The organism is Lysobacter sp. ISL-50 (genome assembly GCF_018612875.1).
GTDB lineage: Bacteria > Pseudomonadota > Gammaproteobacteria > Xanthomonadales > Xanthomonadaceae > Lysobacter.
The window spans coordinates 25,172-46,159 of record NZ_JAGGRI010000017.1 but is presented as its reverse complement, the minus strand read 5'-3'; the positions used below and the strand labels follow the sequence as shown (position 1 = coordinate 46,159).

General features: G+C 57.6%; 17 protein-coding genes and 1 pseudogene. 11 read left to right on the top strand and 7 right to left on the bottom strand.

Features of this window, described 5'->3' with window-relative positions; translation table 11 throughout:
• The first annotated feature begins 185 nt into the window (after positions 1 to 185).
• Positions 186 to 425, top strand: a complete 240-nt coding sequence (locus J7J50_RS10355) for a DUF11 domain-containing protein (RefSeq protein WP_215055807.1) — start codon at positions 186 to 188, stop codon at positions 423 to 425.
• Positions 426 to 524: 99 nt separating this feature from the next.
• Here J7J50_RS10355 and J7J50_RS10350 read toward each other — a convergent pair whose 3' ends face one another.
• Together J7J50_RS10350 and J7J50_RS10345 are read right to left on the bottom strand one after the other, a co-directional pair.
• On the bottom strand, positions 525 to 1,424 hold the full coding sequence (locus J7J50_RS10350) for a DUF2268 domain-containing protein (protein ID WP_215055806.1): 900 nt from the start codon (positions 1,422 to 1,424) through the stop codon (positions 525 to 527).
• 300 nt (positions 1,425 to 1,724) lie between these two features.
• Complete coding sequence (locus J7J50_RS10345) at positions 1,725 to 2,477, bottom strand: type II CAAX endopeptidase family protein (protein ID WP_343222484.1); 753 nt, start codon at positions 2,475 to 2,477, stop codon at positions 1,725 to 1,727.
• Between the two features lie 374 nt (positions 2,478 to 2,851).
• Here J7J50_RS10345 and J7J50_RS24755 point away from each other — a divergent pair.
• From J7J50_RS24755 to J7J50_RS10335, 3 genes and pseudogenes are all read left to right on the top strand, one after another.
• Positions 2,852 to 2,959 (top strand): annotated as a pseudogene (locus J7J50_RS24755) (IS110 family transposase); the annotation flags it as partial.
• A gap of 436 nt (positions 2,960 to 3,395) precedes the next feature.
• The gene (locus tag J7J50_RS10340; RefSeq protein WP_215055804.1) at positions 3,396 to 3,755 is read left to right on the top strand and encodes a hypothetical protein; all 360 of its coding nucleotides are present in this window, start codon (positions 3,396 to 3,398) and stop codon (positions 3,753 to 3,755) included.
• Between the two features lie 214 nt (positions 3,756 to 3,969).
• Entirely contained in the window at positions 3,970 to 4,719 is a 750-nt protein-coding gene (locus J7J50_RS10335; RefSeq protein ID WP_215055803.1) for a hypothetical protein, read from the top strand.
• A 786-nt stretch (positions 4,720 to 5,505) separates the two neighbouring features.
• Here the strand turns inward: J7J50_RS10335 and J7J50_RS10330 are convergent.
• The 5 genes from J7J50_RS10330 to J7J50_RS10310 all read right to left on the bottom strand — a co-directional run bounded on the left by J7J50_RS10330 (position 5,506) and on the right by J7J50_RS10310 (position 8,130).
• Positions 5,506 to 6,126 (bottom strand): hypothetical protein, encoded by a 621-nt coding sequence (locus tag J7J50_RS10330; RefSeq protein ID WP_215055802.1) that lies wholly within the window; start codon positions 6,124 to 6,126, stop codon positions 5,506 to 5,508.
• A 437-nt stretch (positions 6,127 to 6,563) separates the two neighbouring features.
• Positions 6,564 to 6,911 carry a hypothetical protein gene (locus tag J7J50_RS10325; protein ID WP_215055801.1) on the bottom strand — a complete coding sequence of 116 codons (348 nt, stop codon included), beginning with the start codon at positions 6,909 to 6,911 and terminating at the stop codon, positions 6,564 to 6,566.
• A 79-nt stretch (positions 6,912 to 6,990) separates the two neighbouring features.
• Positions 6,991 to 7,248: a helix-turn-helix transcriptional regulator gene (locus J7J50_RS10320; protein ID WP_215055800.1), complete on the bottom strand. Its 258-nt coding sequence runs from the start codon at positions 7,246 to 7,248 to the stop codon at positions 6,991 to 6,993.
• A gap of 71 nt (positions 7,249 to 7,319) precedes the next feature.
• Complete coding sequence (locus J7J50_RS10315) at positions 7,320 to 7,469, bottom strand: hypothetical protein (protein ID WP_215055799.1); 150 nt, start codon at positions 7,467 to 7,469, stop codon at positions 7,320 to 7,322.
• Positions 7,470 to 7,515: 46 nt separating this feature from the next.
• Positions 7,516 to 8,130, bottom strand: a complete 615-nt coding sequence (locus tag J7J50_RS10310) for a response regulator transcription factor (protein WP_343222483.1) — start codon at positions 8,128 to 8,130, stop codon at positions 7,516 to 7,518.
• Positions 8,131 to 8,881: 751 nt separating this feature from the next.
• On the opposite strand from J7J50_RS10310, the gene J7J50_RS10305 reads away from it, so the two are divergent.
• The 7 genes from J7J50_RS10305 to J7J50_RS10265 all read left to right on the top strand — a co-directional run bounded on the left by J7J50_RS10305 (position 8,882) and on the right by J7J50_RS10265 (position 20,502).
• On the top strand, positions 8,882 to 9,640 hold the full coding sequence (locus J7J50_RS10305) for a hypothetical protein (protein ID WP_251044405.1): 759 nt from the start codon (positions 8,882 to 8,884) through the stop codon (positions 9,638 to 9,640).
• A 26-nt stretch (positions 9,641 to 9,666) separates the two neighbouring features.
• The gene (locus tag J7J50_RS10300) at positions 9,667 to 10,809 is read left to right on the top strand and encodes a type IV secretion system protein (protein WP_215055797.1); all 1,143 of its coding nucleotides are present in this window, start codon (positions 9,667 to 9,669) and stop codon (positions 10,807 to 10,809) included.
• 1,057 nt (positions 10,810 to 11,866) lie between these two features.
• Complete coding sequence (locus J7J50_RS10290; protein ID WP_215055795.1) at positions 11,867 to 12,589, top strand: hypothetical protein; 723 nt, start codon at positions 11,867 to 11,869, stop codon at positions 12,587 to 12,589.
• Between the two features lie 29 nt (positions 12,590 to 12,618).
• Positions 12,619 to 14,127 (top strand): XVIPCD domain-containing protein, encoded by a 1,509-nt coding sequence (locus J7J50_RS10285; RefSeq protein WP_215055794.1) that lies wholly within the window; start codon positions 12,619 to 12,621, stop codon positions 14,125 to 14,127.
• 63 nt (positions 14,128 to 14,190) lie between these two features.
• Complete coding sequence (locus J7J50_RS10280; protein WP_215055793.1) at positions 14,191 to 14,844, top strand: hypothetical protein; 654 nt, start codon at positions 14,191 to 14,193, stop codon at positions 14,842 to 14,844.
• Positions 14,838 to 15,170: a hypothetical protein gene (locus J7J50_RS10275; RefSeq protein ID WP_215055792.1), complete on the top strand. Its 333-nt coding sequence runs from the start codon at positions 14,838 to 14,840 to the stop codon at positions 15,168 to 15,170. Before J7J50_RS10280 ends, J7J50_RS10275 begins: the two co-directional genes overlap by 7 nt.
• Before the next feature lie 754 nt (positions 15,171 to 15,924).
• Entirely contained in the window at positions 15,925 to 20,502 is a 4,578-nt protein-coding gene (locus J7J50_RS10265) for an RHS repeat-associated core domain-containing protein (RefSeq protein WP_215055790.1), read from the top strand.
• Positions 20,503 to 20,988 lie beyond the last annotated feature (486 nt).

Sequence of the window (20,988 nt, the reverse complement as noted above, 5' to 3'; positions counted from 1 at the left end):
GGCATCGAACTGCCGATGGCAGATACCGCGACGGCCCCTCAAGTCGGCGGAACTAGCCCCTGCTCTCGAAGCCGTTCCTCTATAGCTGCACCCTCGCCAACGCGCGCGGTGCGACCAGCGACCTGTCGATCAGCAAGACCAACACGCCGCAGTCGGGTCCGCTGGACCGCGGCGACGACAGCGCGATGCGTGGTGCGGTCGAGGCCTATCGGGTGGTGGTGCGCAACCACGGTCCCGATGCGGTGGCCGGCGCGGTGGTGCGCGATCCGGCATCGACCGGCCTGGGGTGTTCGGCGGCGACGTGCAGCGGCGCGGCCTGTCCGGGGTCGGTGACGGTGGCCGCGCTGCAGGGCGCCGGCGTCGTGCTCGGCAGTCTGGTCAGCGGCGACACCGTGTCCTTCGATCTGACCTGCACGGTGCAATGAACGCCGTCGAATGGGCGCGACCACCAAGCCTGCATCGCTCGAACGCCGATGTGCCGGCGGCGATGCGCCGGTGAGAGCGCCTCGCCATCGCGGCTAAAATCAATTCCCAGTATGCGCCGGAGAGAAGTAAGCCGAGGTGTCCACAAAAGCCTTGATCGCCTGGCGATCGGTGAAGTCCAGCTCGATCATGCGTGTGATCGCGCCCTTCTTGTCGGCGGCCTTGCGGTAGTAGGCATCGCAGATTGCATAGCCGACGTAGTACCCGAGGTCGCGCACCTGGAAGGCATTGTCGGTGTCGTTGTACAGCCAGTCGTCGGTGTTCTCGCCCTCCATCTGCTGGACGAACGCGGCCTTGATGGCCGTTTCGTTGGCCGGGCCGTACTCGACGTACGGCAACCGCGGCTTGCGGCCGGTGACCCGTTCGGCGACGAAGTCGGCGACGCCCTCGTACAAGGCTTGACCCAGCAAGTTGCTGCCGGGGCCGCGCTGTTGTGTATGCACGAACTCGTGCATGGTCAACAAGGTCATGGTTTCGAACGGACGGCTGCGGAAGTAGGTGGCGAGCCAGTCGCGCATCTTGGGCGGCATGTCCGAAGTGTCGACGCTGTCGTCGCCGGTGGCCAGTTCGGCGCCTATCAGCACCTTGTCGTTCTGTGTGGTGCCGCTGGATTTCAGCGCCCCGATCGCGATGTAGATGGCGGCCGGCCGCAAGCGCGGATACAGCGTCTGGAACTTGCGCAGTTCCGGTTCCAGTTCGGCGATGGCCGAGCGCGCGCGCAGGGTATGCGGCCGGACCGAGGTCCAATAACGCGGATAGGCGCGGATGGCGTCGACATACGACTGCGCGGTGTAGCCTTTCACCGCCATAAGGGCTTTCAACCCGGGCGTACCCCGGTCGATGTAACGGCGTTGCAGAATCTGCGTCTGCCGGGCCGGGTCGTCGGTGCTGAGGGCCTCGTCGTAGGCTTCCCAGAAATGGTCGATGTCGGTTGAAGACACGGTCGGTCGATGGATCGTCTCGCTGGCCGGTGCCGGTACGAAGGCACCGGAAAGCAGGAGAAGGATCAGCGCAAGGCTCGGCAAACGCGCGACGGTCATGCGGCCTCTCAACGTCGGGGTAGTGGATGGCTCCGTTGGATGCGTCGAGCCGGCATTGGGTTTAGACAGTGTGCGGCAGGAGGAATGCTGAGAGATTTCATAGAGCGATCTATCCCTGAAGTGAGCCGTGCCGCGAAACGGCTTCGACTGATTTGGACTGTGAACTGCCCTACGACATACTGGGCGATTTACCCGCCCCGACTATGCCCTCAAGAGTCTAGCTCGATGGGTCCACACCCCTGCCGTTAGGGCCAGGTTGACCAAGGCCATGCTCACCCATATTGCCATCTGATGCCGGTGAGGAGCGTCGGCGTTCTGGAAGACAGGCTGCCAAATCGAGCCCGCACCCGTTCGCAGCAGGGCATCCTGGACCAGATTGTTCGCAATATGAAATGCGGTCACAAGTGGCAGACTGCGAGTTACCAGCATCAGGCTGCCATACAACAGGCTGCATGAGCCCACCACCAACAGACCGGCCAGCCAAGGCATGCCGCTGGTCAGATGGGCCAGCACGAACACTGCGCTCGATGCCAGGACGCTGACAACGGCGCCGTACTGGATATACAGGCGTTCCAATCCGTAGCTGCGGTAGCCCACCTCTTCGGCGACCCCCATTACTAGCGCGGCAAGCGCACCGGCCAGCAGAGCATCCATGCGCAAAGTGGGATTGGATTGCCAGTGAAACGGAGCCCAGACCCAGACGATAAGAGCCCACAGTAGAGCTAACAGGCTGCCGCCCACCATCCCGGTGAGGCATGCAATCGCGGCCCTCGCATCCACCGACACTCCGTACCGGAACCAGCGCAGACCGTCGCGACGCATATAAAACCACGTCACGCCGACCACCAGCACCATAACCAGCGCATATCGCGCGAGCCCGGCTTGCGCTGGATCGGCGTTGCGTCCGATCACGATCATCGCCAGAACCGCCGCGCCGAATGCGGCTACGGACACCAGCAACAAATATCCCCAGATATACCAAGCGGATCGTGGAGGCATAGGCGTCACTTCAGAAGGCTCATGAGCGTACTAGCTTCGATGGCGCCAGCTTATAGTGCTCGGCGCACGTTTCCCGATCTTGACTGCCTCTGATTTCACGCCACTAAAAAAACGGACTTGCACCAGCAGCAGCGGTTTTCAGATACGGCCATAGGGCGTCGTGTATGGAAATGCGCGTAAAGCAAGAACGGCGGGGCGGTCTCCGCAGAGCCGCGAAGCGGCTTGGGCTTGGATGAGTAAAAAGGAGACTTCCCGCCCTTGCGGACCACCGCTCGGCCTCAAGGGCCATGATGGTTTTCACCATCGGCATATCTGAGGGGAAGTCTCTCATGCGCAATGTAACCATCGGCATCGACCTGGCCAAATCGGTGTTTTCCGCCTGCACGTTAGACGCCGCCGGCCGCGTCGTGCAGCGCCAGGACCTGGGTCGCGACGCGTGTCGAATAGGAATGTGATTGTCGTTCATAGGTGAAAATTGGTGGGTGTCGAGCAGTCGATCTGCGCACAATGATTGCAGCCATGAAGCGCCAATGGATCAGACGCGACATGATGTGACGTGCCGCAAGGAGAATCGCTTCATGCAGGAGGCGAAGTGGCTAACAGCCCGTGCCGATGCAGGAAGAGTTCAAGCTGCCGCATGGCAGTGGGCCATAGCGGATTTTTTGTTCTCCAGCTCGATACAAATGTAAACGACCCCATACGCGCCTTATGCAATGTGGCGAAACGATCTTCATTGCCTCCGGATATCCGATCAGCAACGTGACCGCGTACGCCCTCCATGGCCACTGTCAGGACTTACAGGATGCCGTTGAATTGCGGTATCGCCGATCCGCTGATCGAGGCCTGTCGCAGTTCGTTATAAGGAGGTGTCTCATGTATGCATTTCGTGTGAGTTCCATGATTGCGATGGTTGCGCTGTCCATCAGTGGCGGACATGCCCATGCGGCGGGCCTCATCACCTGTGCTGTGGGCACGGCCCAAGTGACCTATAACCCGGGGCTATTGCTGGTCGATCAGCAGGTACAGATTGCCTCGAGCGAAGTTTCTTGGCCATGCATCAGTCTTCCTTTGCAGGCAGGTACCGCTTCGGTGACGGCAACCCTGGCGGGTGTGGGTACGTTGAACTGCGCGGCACTACAGAATTCTTCGGGAACACAGACGCTGAAGTGGGCGGACGGCAGCACCAGTCTGTTTTCCTATCAAACGCAATTGGTGAACCGTACCGGGGCGTAGTCATTGCGGTCGACGCCGGCACGATCACCGCGGGCTGCTTCGTCGGCGGCATGGTCGAGAAGACCCACACCTTGGCAGCGCTAGACGCAGCGGTAGAGTGCCTCACCACCGGCGTTTCCAGTGTCAGCGGGCCGGTAGAGACGGTGATTGTTTTGCCTTAGACCGGGTTGGACGAGCCGTTCTTCCGCGCAACAAAAAACCAACGGGGAAAGTTATGAGGATCGTGATGCAGAGAATCATGCTTCGCAAGCAGAAATTCGCGTCACTCCCGCTCTTTCATTGGCTGCGAAGCAAGGAATTAGAGCCACGTAGACGGCTGTCTTTCATTCCGGCAATGGCGCATTTCATTATGAGTTTTGGCGACATAAATCGCTATTTGCTTCGTTATCCCGTTCCGCAAGATGAGTTAGAAGCAGCCATCAATGTTCATGCCGAAGAAGATGCGACACATTGGCCATGGTACCTGCAAGACCTCCATCTGCTGGATCTAGACCCAGTGGCCTCAAAAAGCGCCATAGTGCGAGAGCTCTGGAGCGATAATACAGCGGCAGCGCGCCTCCTTAGTTATCGTTTAGCTTCTCTTATACAAGGGAGCAATGCGCTGCAGCGCCTGGCGCTCATCGAGATCATGGAAGAGACGGGCAACGTGATGTTCAGTCACCTCGCCCCGATCGCGCGTGAGCTGACAAGACGCGAAGGCGTATTGCTGCAGTTTTGCGGGGATACGCACCTCGATCGGGAGCACGGCCATGCTATTGGCATGGATCATAGGTGGATGTCCGCAATCGAACTTCAGGACGAAGAAAGGTCTCGCATCTTGCAACTGGTGGATGAAGCCGCCGATGCCTTCGACGCGTTCGCCGTCGAACTCCATAATCTCGCGCTGTCTGGCCCTCCGGCTCAAGTGGGCCCGTGCAGTGATCGGCGCATCGCGATCGATGCGATATCGGAAGCGTCCGGATAGCGACAAGGAAGTTATTGTGCTGTTGGCAGAGACAGCTGAGCTGTTTTCCGAGCACGGGTTCGACAAGCTGTTTCAGTTGAGCCGGCAGCGCGACCGGTTCGCATGCTAATAGATAAGGCGATTTCGCAACGCGTGGCGAGCGGACTAGGGTAAGACCACGGCACATCAGCATGTATCAATGGCCGGATCAAGCGGTTTGATGTCGCTTTGGGGTCAAAACGCCAAAAAAACCGCCCCTTGTAAGTAGCTGTTTTATAAGGGCGCCCAATGGTCGGCCGACCAAAGGCTTGGAGAAAAAGACCCGGAGAGGCGAAAAAATCGCCAAACAGCCCCTCTGTGGATAACCCGCCGACCAATGGAAAACGCCAAAAGCCTCGGAAATAAGGCCTATTTCGTCGTTGCGACGAGGCGTAGAAAAAGTTGGAACGGGAAGTTTGGCGCGCCTGGAGCACGCGGGGTCCAACTCTCGTGACGGGTTTAAACCGGTTTAAACCGGCCTAAACCGGCTCCTGCCGGTTGGCCGGTGTCGCCGCGCCTGGACGCGTGTCGGCCGCGAGCGGTACCTCGGATCGCACCTCGGTCTGCCCAGGCCGCCAGGCAAGGACGTGGGGCGGCCGTTCGCGGATGCGGGGGCACCCGTAGCTCCGTTCAACTTCGTTCGGCATTGGTAGCCCCTAGCTAGGCGCACAAGAGGCCGGGGGAATTTGTCTTCACCAGCAGATCGCCCGGCAACACCCAAAGACACGAGCCTCGAAACAATTCGAGGCCCGTGTCCGTCCAACCACATCAGCGCAGATTGTTCCCGTACAAGATATGCAGCGACAACTCGCCATGATAGTCGTGCGAGTCGTTGCCTTTCACCTGCAGCGTCTGTCCGAGGCAGCTATCGTCGTAGGTATTCGCGAACATGACCACGTTGTAGTAGACCTTAGTGAGGGTCGAGCCGCCGATGCCCAGCGGATGCAGCCCCTGCTGCTGGATCGAATGGTTGATCGCCTCATCCGGCTCCAGAGGGTAGTCGGAAACGTCTCTCGGCCGATGCGGAAGATCCACCACGGCATAGCGGGTGACGAACGTGCCTTCCGTGCTGGTCGGACTGAACGCACGCACGACGTAGTAACCCAGGCGCACCGTACCCGCGCATCGCTTCGTCAGGCCGACTTGCATGCGCACTTCTTCGACCAAAGAGCGCGTCTGCGTCGAGTAGTAATAGTTCAGCGGTCCCAGACTGTAGATCACCTTGCGCTGAGGCGGCGTCGTCCACCCGTAGGTGATCGGAATCGTCAGAGACTTTTCCTCCCTGGCGAAATAGACGTTGCCGGGCAAGGCAGCATCTGCCTGAGCCGAAGCCGGAGAAACAGGAATCAGTGCCAGCGCCAAGAGAAATAGTTTCGAAGTGTTGAACATGATGGCCTCCTTGATGGAATCGGACCGCCGCGCCGGAACGGCGGCATGGTTACTTCCTGCGAGGCCCCTGCTTTACACACCCCTACGCTGGAACCGGGAATGAAGCCTCTGGAGTCGGAAGCCACTCCGCTTCAGCTTCCGGCGCCCCCATCCCGTGATGCGGATTTTCATCTTTCGCCGAACATGACACCGTTGATTGAGCCGCGTAACGCCCGTGATGCCGGTTGCAATTCGATCACTGCGCGGGTCCGCGAAGTGCCCCCAGACTGGTGGGCATCGCGCGACGAAAACCGGTCTAAACCAGCTCATGTTGGTTGGCCCTGCGTCGCCGCGTCTGGGAACGTGCTGGCCGCGCCCCGGAGCGTACCGCCCGTCGCCAACGTGCGCCCAACCGCGCAAGGCCGGCGCCGAGGCTGGGCGTTGAGGGGCGCGATCGGCTATTGACCGCGGACCCGCTCGATGACTGCCTCCGAAGCAATGCACTTCAACTGATACGAGGCGCCGGCCTCAAAGACGGCCGTCGTCGTGGGCGGCCCGTCCACGGTTAGGTGGTCTGGGCAGGTGTACCCGATCCTGCGCCAGCCGGCCTTCACGTAAATGGTCGAGGAGGTGGTCGGAATTTCGAGTCCACCAACCGACTGGAACGTTCCGGACATGGAGTCCTTGCCGTCTCGGACGTCGGCGAACTCCAGCGACGCGTAACCGGGAGAGGGGGCCGTGGCAACTAGGCTTGAACAGCCTGTGGTCATGAGCAAGCCGATAGTCACCGCACAAATCCATTTCATGATGCACCGCTCCTTGGCCTAACCAACTAACCATAGAGCCACCGTTGTCCGGTCGCAACGCCTTGCCCCTGCCAGCGGCTCATTCGACGTCAGTTCCGAGGCCCAGCTTGCGGCGAACCTCCTCCCGGCCGGGGAGCAGATTGCTTACCTCGCAATCAAGGGCGAAGGCCAGCTTGTATAGAGTCATGACTGTTGCAGCTGTCCTGCCGCTTTCAATGAGCGCCAGATGGGATCGATCTGCTGGTATGCCGACGGCCAAGTCGTCCTGGCTGAGGCCCCTATCTAAGCGAATCGCTTGAATCCGTTCCCCGATTAACACCAGCAGCGGCAATTGCACGCGGCGACCGCCACCTTTCGAGGGCGTTGGGCGTGGCCTTTTGCGTACTGGAGTGAAGGGAGGAGGGGTCGTCATTTACTAAAGGTAAAACGGCACAGCGCTTGGCGCCGCTGGATAAATAGTGCCGGTGCATAACAATTCGGCGCATACAAATGTTGGCTAAACACCGCAGGGCTAAAAGCTGCCGGCATTAACTCGGCTTGCGCCGACAAAATGATCATGCGACGGTTCCGAGGGGCCGTATTTGGTCGCTCGTACATCAGGCACCTAGTCGGGCGGAATCAGGCCATGCTCCCTAGCCAGATAGAGGAGATCCACATCGCTTCGAACTCCAAGCTTCTTGAACAACCGCTGGCGATAAGTGCGTACTGACGATTCGGTCAATCCAGTTATCTCAGCGACTGCAGTTATCGACAGTCGTCTGATCGTTAGATTTGCCACCTGAAGTTCTCGCATGGGCAACCGGTCAAATGGTGTCTTTCCTGGCAGGGAAGTGACACCAATGACCTCGTCCCAGTACCGCCGACCTGCAGCAACCTCGCGAATAGCACGCACAAATTTCGCGCCATCTGCGCCGCCTTTTGTCACGTAGCCCAGCGCACCAGCGCCAATCAGATGCCTCGGGATCAGTCCGTGGTCGATAGCAGAAAAGATGAGGATTTTCAGGCCTTTGTTGGCTCGCAGAAGCGAGTGAGTCACCTGAAGCCCGTCAATGTCGGGCAGGTCGTAGTCGCAAACAACAACATCAACTTCTTGTTGGGGGATGACGGCAACTGCTTCGCGACCAAGGGCAGCCTCGCCGATCACCACGATGTCCGACTCAGCTTCGAGGATCAGCTGTAGGGAGTGACGGACGAAGAGATGGTCGTCAACCAAGAACACACGAATCAATGGAGGCCTCCTGGCAGATACTCCTTTTGGGGGTGCGACTAAGCCCGTCACATTTAGAGTTATCAATACAAAACATTTTTCGCTCAGCGCTACTCACCTGCGCTCGTGGACAAGCGTCTACAACGTTGTAGACGTATGTCTACAAACGAATCGAATTTGAAACAATTGAGGCTCAAGCGCGACGACGCCTGGTTACTCAGGCGAGTTACATTTCTGCGCATCAAACGGGTACTCCCGATCTCATTTCCACACCGTGTAGACAGATGTCCACAGAAAAATCAGACTTTTCCTACAGAAACTCAATGATCGATAGGAAATGCTTGTCAGTCTCGTGATAGCGAGGTATTTACGACAGCCATGGAGGGCGTCATGCAGATTTCAAGGATTGAATTTCGGCAGCAAGTGCTCGTCTGTGATTGCGGCATTCATCATCGTCCGTATCGATCATTTGACGGTTCAGGTTGGGAGCTTTGCGTCAGACGCGAAGGCCGAATCGTGAAATGCCACTACTTCAGGGATGTTCGCTACGGCACATCTACCCGAGGATGGCTGCGCCGCAGGCTGGCGGGTTCTGACAAGAAAGAGTAGCCGTCGAATGAGCCGCTTATTCCTCGATCGAGACCGCGGCGGGAACGCGGAACGCTCGCGAGGGCGGTCGAGTTCCGTGGCCCAATAGTTCCGCCCCGTCGCAAAAAGTCCTCGTGATCTATATGCAGCACATTCGATACGACAAGGAGTCTGTATGAAGCATCGCAGCAGAGTGGATCAAGGCTCCGTCAGGGGGGCTGCAATCTCGATCGTGTTGGTGGGCGGCCTTTGGGGCAACACCGCCAGCGCCCAGATGATCACCAAGGACCCGACCAACTTCATGGCGAACATGGAGCAGGTCAGCAAGAGCGCCGTCGAGTACGGAAAGAACGCGGAACGGTGGAAGTCCACGGCCGAACACTACCAACAGCAGTTGATCAAACTGCAACGCCTCAACTTCGGGCAAGCGCAGAAAGAAGATAGCTTCGCGCTCCGGCCGCTCGACTACGGCATGGACGACACCTGCACAGGGCCGGGCAATGGCATCAAGGATCAGTTGATCGGAGTATTCAAGCAAATGGCACCGCAACTCGACGGAAACGTTGTGAACGAACAGCTTGCCATCTGTCAGCGAATGGTCTTCGCCGAGAACCGCAGGTACAACGATTCGGCGACCATGCTCAAGAAGTTGCTTCAGCGCAGCAGGGAGTTCGAGCAAATAGAGCAGCAACGCGACGGTGTCAGCGGCAACCAGGGCGCTTTGGCCGCCAACGATAATGAAGCTTATCGCTTCGTCGCGCGCAACCAGCTCGATCTCGACTACTGGCAAGCTCGTATGAAGGCCTATGACGACTACATCGCGGCCTTGAAAGCGGACCATGCCCGATTGGCGAAGCGTGCGCTGCAAGGAAAGAAGAATGGCGGCGGCGGATTCGTCCCAAGCAGCACGCTGAACTCCGTGTTTGGCAACTGACCTCTCCTCTACCGAGTGACCATGCAATGGATCTGTTAAGTAGCGTACCCAATCTCCTGGATTGGCTTTCCCCTTCAGTCGGTACGGGGATTGGGGACTACATGGGCTTCCGCCTCATCAACACGTACCTGACCTCGCGGATCGGCGACTTTGGCTTGGCGCTTATGGGGCGCATGATGAAGTTCGTTGCCGGCGTCGGCATCTCTGTCGTGACGTTATGGGTACTCGTCCAGGGCTATCGAATCCTGACCGGACAGCTGCGCGACCCGCTCATGAAGCTGGTGGTCGATGGCTTAAAGATCGCACTATGCGTCGGTATCGCGACATCAATGGGAGTTGGAGGTATCAAGCTGCACACGTTCCTGACACACGACATGGACGAGGCCGTCCATGAACTCGTCACTGGGAACAAGGGCCAAACCACAGCCGATGCCATCGACCAGAACTTGGCCTACTTGCAGATTGCCATGACGGCGATCGATGGAGTTCAGGTACTCGATGGAAACCCGGAGCTGCTTGAGGAAAAGCGCACAGCGAAGCTCCTCGCAGGGCTGGGAACGGCCGGCCCGGCCATTGCGGCGGGTGTCATGCTTCTTCTAATGAAGGTCGTTGTCGCAATGTGGGTGGGCTTCGGACCGTTGTTCATCTTCGCCTTGGCGTTCGATGCGACCAAGGCCATGTTCCACCGCTGGCTTCAGTACGGCCTGGGCGCACTTTTTACGATGGGGATACTGAGCTTCATTTCAGGCCTGATTCTTGACCTGATGGTAAGGGTCTCGGCGGCCACGTGGCTCATAAAGTTGACCAACATCTCAGGTGCGAGCGCTGGAGGCATTTCGGGTCAAGCCATGGAGCAGGGCGGCATGGGCCTGATACTTACGATGCTTATCATTTCCGTGCCCCCCGTCGCCGCACACTTTTTTCAAGGACAGGTCGGAAACTTCATGCACTTCTCAGCGTTCGGCAGTCAAGGTCAACCAGGACCACAGGGCCAACCGCCCGGGTCCCACGGCGCCGCACCACGTAATGTCGACACCACTGTCGTGCAAAGAGGCGGTGCAGAAGGCGGGCCAACGAATACCTACAATCATGGGAACAGGGCCGTAGACCAAGCAACGCCTAACCATGAAAATAGAATCAAGTCAGCGCATGAAGTACGAAAGGACTGATTATGAAAAGCACCGGCTTACTCCTCCTCCTAGCCATTATCTTCGCGCCGTCCCTCGCCGTCGCAGAGGGCGGTTGCCCTCCGGGGCAAATCCCGTACAGCGGGACCTCGCTGTCATCCTGCGGGCCAATTCAGGGCGGAAAATCTACTAGTCGGCCGCAATGGGAGAGCCGGTGGGGGGCGGTCGCCACCGATGACAAAGGGAAGTTCGGAATCGCCACTGATCAAAAAAGCGAGCGATTGGCTCGCAAGCAAGCCGTCGACGAATGCCGGCGGCGAGGTGGAGCGCCCTGCACGGCTGAATTTACGTTTCGGAACCAGTGCGCGGCAGTCGCCACGTCCGCCAAGGTGTCGTACTCCCAGGGAGCTGCTAGTGAGGAGGAGGCCAAGGAACTTAGCATGAGGAAGTGTCTGGCTTCTGACTCCGGCGAATGCTGGATCTACTACAGCGGCTGCAGCCTTCCCATTCCCGCTCGATAGGGCAGAGGTCGCGATCATGAACCCGCTCATCGACATAGTTTTAAAGTCCCACCCTCCTCTGTCGTTGGTCATGAGATCGACAAAACGCGCAGCAATGTGGTCCCGCCTCGCGACTGGTGCGCTAGCGTGTTCTTTGGCGACTCTACTTCTGGCAGATCAGTTCACAGCCGAGCTGTTGCTCTACGTTTCAGTGGCTCTCTCTGTCGGCTCCATTCTGCTCAACTCGATTGCCACTGGAAGTCACGGCGGTGCCTATCTGGACTCTCGACGGGCCATGAAGGCGAGCCAGCCATACGCAGATACCGGCCTTCATCGCCGCGTCCTCTTCGGGTTGGTACTGAGCTGGGCGGGACAAAGCTTGGCCATGACAGCGGTCCCAGCAGCGGGGCTAGCATGCTCGGTCCCGGCTCTGTGGATATCCGCCATCAGCGCGTTCGCTGGATGTTTCTTCATAGCAAAGTACGCGAACACTACGGGGCAGATGGTCGCCTGCGTCGAACGTGAACCCGAGAGCCGCAAATTTGAAGTTTGGATGTAATCCTCTGCGAGCCGTATCAGCTCATCGACCGGACAATGACGTGAAGAATCGAGTGAACCCATACCTTGCCGCTGCGACACTTGCGCTGGCGCCGTCATTAGCAGGCTGCGCTTCGCCTGCGGATATTTCTCAGCAGAGCGACGCTAAGGATGTTGCACGCAATTTGAACAAAAAGCCTAAGCACATCGTCCAACTTGGGGGACGCGTGCCCGATTCGTTGCAGATTGAACTCGTCGCTTTGTATGTGACAGATACGAAGGATATGACTTGCTTCAGCCACCCCGGCGCGAAGTGGGGCCAAGGCCCGAACTACCACAGCGAACCTATCGAACTGGCACGTAAGAACAGCCGCTACAGTGCCGCGCTGGTCGTGGACAAGTACCTTCCGGGCGCCTGCAACTGGACTCTGGTGCGGGTCAATGCCGTGGTGGAGAAGATCGGCGGCCCGGACGAGGAGGCTGAGGTCGTGGAACAAGTGATCCATACCTACTACTTCTACCACGACGAATCAGACTCATCGGGCTGCGACGTCAACCCTAGGTCTGGCGATCATCGTAAATGCCCTATCGAGGAGAATTCCTTAAACACCCCTGTGGTCATTCCTTGCAAGGTTGCGTCTTACGCAAGCAATGCCCAGCCCAGCTTCGATTGTCCAGCGTTGACTAAGGCCAATTACAAGGTAAGCCACCGAGTCAAGCCTGGTCAGAAGCTCATACAGATTGATTTCTACGACTTAGATAAAGAGCCCGACCCCACCGAGTAGCCCGATTTATCCGCACAAGGAATCAGTGTATGAGTAAGAACGACACCCCGGTCTTCCCCGGCGCTATGCTGGACCTCAAGGAAGACGCCGCCTACGCGATGCTATCCGATGCTGCATACGGTGATCATGCCGACTTAGTTGCCGCGCGCGACGGCAAGAGTCAGTCCTATCGATTCCCGGAGCGCTGGTCTCTATTGGGCGAAGTGGAGTCCACTCAACGGGATAATTTTGAAGATAACCGCAAAAACGGGTTGACTGTCGCGGCCTTCGAAAAGCAAGGCGATGAAGAGCGACGGATAGTGCTTGCCTTTCGCGGTAGCGATGAAGCTCAGGACTGGTATGGTCCTAACGTCAAGCTAGCAGCCGATGGTGATCTCCTCGGCGCGCTCGGTGTATCCGGGCCGAAGACAGAGCACACCCAGAAGCAAATGGGTGATGTACAACGTGCAGGAGTAGATCACGTGGCCAGCCGCTTTGGCCGAGGCGCGAAAGACTGGGACCCGCAGATCGAAGCTGCGTTGAACTACGCCTTAGACATGCAACGGAAGTACGGCGCCGATCATAAGATCGAAGTCACTGGTCATTCGCTCGGCGGCGCGCACGCACAGATTGTCGCGCATACGTTCGGCTGGGGCGGGCGTACCTTCGATGCGCCAGGCGCAAAGAACATCATCGAATCCGAAGAATATCAGAAATGGTGCAAGAAGAACGGGGTAACCCCTGCTGGCGCTCCAGACTATGATCACGGAACCGTGCAGCACACTAGCCTGCTGAACTACACCGTTAACAATAGCGTGGTGAACGAGCGCACTGGCGACCACATCGGGCCTAAGCTATCCATCTCCAGTTTAGCCGGCCGCCAGGGCGTGCTTGAACACGGCCAATGGGCGGTCGGCCTGATCGGTGGAGCGATCGCAGAAACCCCGTTGCTCGACCAAACACTTGGAAAGGTGATCGGCCCAAGCTCGAAATGGGTGGAGTATCTGGCGAAGGGAGCTGCATTAGGCGCCGATGTTAGCGAGCGGCACGATATGAGCCGCATATCGCGAGCATTCCAAGAGGATGTCGCCAATGGCAGAACTATTCCTCGGCAGTATGGCGACGCTAGTTCTCTCGACACGAATGCGGAGCGAGTCATTGCCAGCGACCCCCGCAATCCAGACCATCCGAATCACTCGATGCATAGCACCCTCCACGCTGGTATCGGACGCGCGTTCGCCGAACAGGGGCTTCCGCTCAACGAGACCGCCGAGCGCACCACAGCGGCGCTGCTGGTGAACTCGCGGCAAGCAGGGCTGGAGCAGGTTAACCATGTCGTGCCAGGCCGCAGCACACCGGCCGGTACGGACCTTTTCGCCGTGCAGGGCGAACTGGCTGACCCTGCGCACAAGCGCGCCCAGGTCAACACCGAGATCGCGGCCCAGATCCCGGTCGAGAAGTCATTCCAGCAGTTGGCTGCGGTCAATCAGCAGCAGTCGCTGACGCAGGATCAGCAAAGCCAAGAGCAGACCCGAGCCCAATCGGCTCGCACCGTCTAAGTCACTTTTCCTTCAACCTGACCTCAGCCGCACCGCCTCGCAAGGGGCGGCCAGGAGCGCTTTGTGTCCCAACTTCCGAACCCGGCGTATATGCATTGGAAGCTGCCGAATTGGCTACGCCGTTTTTTTAGGTACGACGCTCCCGCTGCCCAAGCGGCGGCCAGCTATGAGTGCAAGCTCATGGCTGCTTACGCACGCAGTATTGAGTGGGGGCTACAGCCGCCGCGCTTTGAGCCAATTTCCTTCCGATATGCTTCCGGCGAAACCATCGCATCAACCCAGCGCCTACTGGACTACGGGCTGGGCGGCCTGCGTGAAGACGTTATCGCTGCTCAGCGCTTCGGATTGATCGCTATGGTGCGCGGATTGTTGGAGGCGCAGCTGCGTGTCCGCGTGGCCTACACCTTGGGCTACGTGTGCTTGGATGGATATCGGCTCTGCCACACCCCCATCGAGGGGCTGGAACAGATGCTGCGCACCGGGATTGCGCCGGGCTCGCGCATTAACCTGCACGCCTGGCTGACGCTTCCCAGTCACGAAATCATGGACCCGACCTTTTGGGCGGTGTTCCCAGCGCACGCTCTCGCCGACGAGCGACAAGCCCGCGGACTGTTTCTGCATCCGGATCAGATGTCGAGGCGAAGTTACCACCCGCAGTGGGTGGGCGAAGGATTTGTCCGAAAGATTGGTGTCCTCGAGGAGTACGAGGGATGGTAAGTACCAATGTGGTCCATTTCGATGCGGTCTGCCGAGGTTCGCTGAACTGGCGCGTTTCGATCAACGGCCAAGACGACCACGTTCCGTTTGCGGGGCGCGACGCGTGCATCGGCGCGGCAACCGCGCGTGCGCGTCGCCACCACCTCGATCATTCGGTTACGACGGAGGTTTGGGTCGTCGGAGTCCACGGGCGTCGCGAATGCATCAGGCGCTTCATGACGCCATCGGATCTGGAGGCGCTGCTCCAAGATCCACAACCGAGTTGGGAACTGCGTGAGGCCTGTGATCAGTACGGCATGTACTTCCCATGCGTGTGGCCGGGCTGATCGCGGATGTTGGTTCTTTCCCTCCGGCCGTGCCAAGCGATCAACATCAGCAACGACATCGAAGTTCGCGTGTTCCGAGTGCGCAACGGCGATGTTCGCTTCGGACTCACTGCCCCTCGCGACGTACTGATTCTTCGCTCAGAGCTTCTGGATGACCCTCGGCAAGCGGAGATCCCGTGCCGTGCGAAGCGAGGAAAGAACGTTGCTCACCGCGCCCGCCCCCGGCCGGTTGAACGCTAACGGCGGTGGAGGCAGGAACCCGCCGACCAATGGGGGCCGGCGGGCCACAAGACGTTCATCAAATTCAGCGATTCAATCTCATGGAGTGATCTCGGTCTGTTGCACTATGGCTAGGACGATAATCACAATCGGCTCGGGCAATGAGTGCCTGGGTATTCGGATTCAGCCGCAACGGCTGATCAACAGGGACGAACAGTGGAAGATTTTCTTTTGGCGGGACAGTCGAGGTACTGCAGCTTGCAGTGCCTGAGCCCACTCCTCGCATGGAAACCTTCGTTGGTAAAACACAAGTCACAAGGCCGGCACGCCAAGAAAGCAAGCCTAGTGCCTGCGTTCGAGCGCTGCGCCTTTGGGCCGATGACGCATCTACCTTTCCAAAGCACGGCGTGCGCCCGCGTCAATATCTTGCGTATGCAAGCGTAGTCCACGAAATCCTGGTAGCTCCAAGGTGTATCGATCATTCTTGCGATGAAATAAATAGGCAGGAATGCCCATCATATTCAAAGGACAGAACATGAAGGTAGCTCAGCAATTCTCCCCCTTGGCTGCTGCTTTAGCAGCCATTCTTGTGTATGCACACCCCACCCCGGCGCGAGCGGAGTTTCCACAGCTGCCTGGGCAGGCCTTTCATCCCCCCGGGCCTCTACTATGGTACGGCGCAGGCTACTTATTCACACCTCGCGACGCCCTGAGGCTATGCAAAGATCTGCGAGCTAACAATTTGGCGGCAGCTGCCGCGGAGCCCATTTATCCTGATGGCTTCGATCAAAAGATTGAGATTTATTCCGACTGCAAAAGAACAAGCGTAGTTGTAGTGCCAGAGAAGACCAGCCTCCTTCTTGAAATCGGAAATCACTACAGCCTCCCACCGCTTACAAATGATCAGGGCGAGCCTGTCCCGCAATACACGTATTGGGCCGGCACTACCAATAAATTCTTCCCTCTTAAAGACGATGACGAAGACGTAGGAAAGAACCTGGGGTGCAATGATTGCAGCAACGTCCCAGTGGGCAACCCAGTCGTCATTAATTCAAGTAATAAGTTTCAAGATGAAATCGATTACGCAGGTGCCGGCGGGCGTGGGCTGGCATTTCATCGCTTTTACAACAGTGCGCCGGAAGTAAAAACCATCGACATCGGCGAGAACTGGCGCTACAGCTACAGCCGAAGCCTCCAGTTTCGTAGCTCACCGACCGGCGTTGATCTCGTAACTGTTCATCGTGATGACGGAATGCAGATCACGTTCCGAAAGACGGGAGGACTATGGGCTGCTACCTCTGAAGTGCAGATGATTTTGCGACCTATTCTGGAATCCGGCGCGCCCTTGCTATGGGAACTCGTTAACTCTGCGAATGGCTCCACGGAAACCTATGACGCTCAGGGGCGTCTCGTGGCCTTGGACTACCTGGACGGATACAATATAACGCTGAGCTACACGGCCGGCCTTCTTAGCAAAATTGCTGACCCGCAGGGTCGCTCGATCACTATCGCTCATAACAGCGACGGTTTCGTTAGCTCCATGACGGACCCCGACGGCGTGCGTTATGAGTACACGTATGGGACACCAATGCTTCCTACGTTGCCAAGTTTCAAGGAACGCAGGCTGGATAAAGTGGTCGCGACTTCGGGTTACAAACGCAGCTACGGTTACTACACCGACACGGCTTCTTATGCGTTCGTTCTATTGACAAAAATAGTCGATGAAACCGGGGCGATTAAGGCCACGTTCGGTTACAACAATTCTGGAGATCCAACGTCTACTGAGCATGCGGGCGGGGCCGAACGCTACGTCATTGAATCGGGTGAGGGCGACAGGGCCGAGGTTACCTACGCCAACGGTCTGCGCATGAAATATACGTTCACCACGATCAACGGCCGAAGGCTCGTCACGATCAAGGAACGGGCATGCACTGCGAATGCTTGCAGTGCGATCGCCGAATTCACCTATGACGCTAATGGCTTTCCTGATCGGGCCAATGATTTCACTGGTAGCACGGATTATGATTACAACGCAAAGGGGCAGGTCGTTCAGCGGATTGACGCACCGAACTCAAGGATTGCGCGAAAAACTCAAACTGATTGGCATCCCGTCTTTAACGAGCCCATTGAAGAGCGCGTCTATGATCTGAACGATACGCTGCAAGCCAAGCGTCAGTGGACTTATAACTCTCGCGGCCAGCAGCTGACGGCTACGCAGGTCGAACCTGTGTCAGGTGAGGTTCGAACGACCACTTCTTCCTATTGCGAGTCCGCAGACGTGCAAGCGGCTCGGTGCCCGATCGTGGGACAACTGATCCGTGTTGACGGTCCACGTACCGACCTGAGCGATGTAACGCTCTTTAGTTTCTACGCACAGGACGATGCAGGCTGCGCGGTAGCCAATGGGTCATGCGGCCATCGAAAGGGGGATGTCTGGAAAGTGACAAATCCGCTTGGCCAGGTGATCGAGTACCTGCGTTACGACCGCTCTGGTCGCTCGACGGCAATCAAGGACGCTAGTGGCGTTGTTGTCGAGGTGGAATTCGATTCTCGTGGGCGCGTGTCGCGCCAGATCGTCCGGGGTGACAATCCCGCGGTCGAGAGCGACGACTCCATCACCACCTTGGAGTACGATCTCGCCGGCCGATTGAAGAAGACGACCGATCCGGATGGTGTCTTGATACGTTTTGAACGAGATGCCGCAGGACGAGTAACCGACGTCTACAACGCTAGCGGTGATCGCGTCCATTACACCCTGGATAACGAGGGGCGTACGAACAAGACAGAGGTTCAAGACAAAGCCGGCAACCTCACGCGTGCCTTAACCACCTTACGCAACCAGTTGGGCTGGGTAGTGACCGCGAAGGACGCCTATGATCGAGCTACGACGACAAGCCACTGGAAGAACGGCAAGCCCAACTACACCACCGATGCTTTGGGCACCCAATCTGTTCAGTCTACTGACGAGCTTAATCGCCCTAGTAACACGCTGCTAAGCGTTAACAAGCCGCCTATAAACAGATCGTTCTATTACTATGATGCCAACGGCCAATTGGATATGGTCACCGGAGACTTGGGCTCGCAGACAGTCGATTACAACCACAATAGCTTTGGCGATCTACTGTCACTGACCAATCCAGCCACCGGAACGACGACCAGTGCCTACGATAGTGCCGGCAATCTCCTGTCGAGTACGGACGCAGCTGGCCGCGTCAGCAACTTCACCTATGATGCTCTGGGACGAAAACTGACATCGAGCTACCCTGCGGATGCCACGATGAACGTGACTCATTCGTATGATGCTGCGCCTTTGAACTGCGCCTCTGATGAACGTTTTGCCATAGGGAAACTGGCCCGCACCGTGGACTCTAGCGGTAGCACCGAATACTGCCATGACCGCTACGGACGCATTAGCCGGAAGGTACAGATCACCAACGGCAAGGCGTTTGTTTCACGTTACGAATATTCAAAGGCAGGGCGCCTTCTCGCCATGACCTATCCCAGCGGCATGCGGGTCGCTTACGGCGCAACCAGCAATGGCGATGTCGGCAGTGTCGCAGTGACTCGAGCAGGGCAGCCTACCGAAAACCTGCTTACCGGCATCGCCTACTACCCGTTTGGTCCTGCGGCTCAGCTGACGTTTGGCAATGGGCGAATACTTAAGCGCACCTTCAATCTTAACTACCAACCTATTTCCATCCAGGACACGTCCACGGACGGGTTGTCGTTGGGTTTCGAATTCAACGAGGTTGGCAATCTGGTAACACTCCGGAGCGCAGATCTGTCGAGTCCACCGATTCGCAAATATGAGTACGACACGATCAATCAGCTGACCGCTGTCAAGAATGGAGCGAATGACGCCCCTCTGAAGACCTACACGTACACCCCATATACCGGTGACCGATCCGTCGAAGTGACCGACGGTGCCACGAGCATCACAGCGACTTATGCATCTGGCACAGGTCGTCTAATGCAATGGGGAGCAGTCGCCCGTACTTATGACGCGTCCGGAAACACCACCAGCAAAGGCGGCTCCGCGCTTGAGTGGACCTATAACGCTACTGGACGTATGAGTGGAGTCAAAGTCAACGGCACGACGATGGCGACCTATCGATACAACGGTACGGGCGAGCGCGTACAGCGGCAGACTGGCGCGGTCATTGATTACACCACCTACGACACATCCGGAAACGTTATTGGGCGCTACGATTCCGCGGGCACTCCGACACAGGAAATCATTTGGCTCGGCGACACGCCGATCGGCGTCGTGGCTGGTGGCAAGTTGCTTTACGTGCAGGCTGACCATTTGGGCACTCCACGCGTAGTTCTTGATCCTGTCCGGCAGAAGGCCGTCTGGAAATGGGATCTTGCGGGTGATGTGTTCGGCGGCTCTTTGCCAAACCAGGACCCGGACCAGGATGGCCAAGCGTTTGTGTTTGATCTGCGCTTTCCGGGGCAACAATTCGACTCGGTGAGCGGCACTCACTACAACGTGCAGCGGGACTATGATCCATCGACTGGCCGATATCTTCAAAGTGATCCGATCGGCCTAGAGGGAGGGATGAACACATACACTTATGTCAGTAGTTCACCGCTCCTTTGGTCGGATCCTACGGGTCTACTCCAATGGACCGACCTTCCACTTGTCTACCTGAAAGACGTAGTGCCAGGCGCTCCCATGCAGACTTGGCCTACCGCTCCGATTGACCCGTTCATGCCCTGGACGGGTGCGCGGACAGCTATGGATTGGACCCTGGGTGCTAATTGCTACTGTGAAGACGGGCAGTACCGCTTGAAAGAACTAACTGTCGAATTTAACCTGATCATTCACCTACGAAAAAGCTATTCATCAGTTAAAAGCAAGCGTGAAACAATCCAAGATGAATTCCAGCATGTGCGAGACGTTAGAGCGTGGGCAGAGACAGCCAAGAATAGCGCCACAGAGCTCGAAAAGACGTTGCAGAGTTCCGCATTTCCTTCCGAGGCTGAATGCAAAGCTAAAAGCTCTGCGGAACTGCTCAATCTAATGGACAAAGGGGCCAGAAAGGTAGTAGCCGAATCCGCGGCGAGATATGATGGACCGAATGGCAGCCACCGTACATATGAACTCTAGGGAGTCGGGGATGAAGATTTTCAAGATTTCACTTGCACTTATTCTCAGCGCTTCAATTCCCGCAATTGCGAGTGAACAATGCAATGAGAGGAACGAATCCAAATCTGCCGCCACACTCCGCTACACGGGGAGCACTTCTCATAAGAGCGGAAAGTGGACTGTAAATACGGGCCATTACAATCTAAAGAATGGAACTGGCTCACCGTTGACCTTCGCGGGCTACAAGGGCACACCTGTGGCCCTATATTTCCATGACACACTCCTTGAGAAACAAGATGGAGATGGTTCGTGGGTTTCTGACGTAACTGTTCTGGAGGAACCTACTCCTCCGAACAACCGCTTGTCGGTCCCTCCGGGAGACTCGTTGGAGTTCGTAGCTGTCAGTCGAGATGACACTACCGGGACCTATCGCATGAAGGTCAGAGAGCCGAGAGGCTGCTGGCTGGTATCGGAGCCTTTCCGATTTGAGGCGCCAGTACCGGTGAA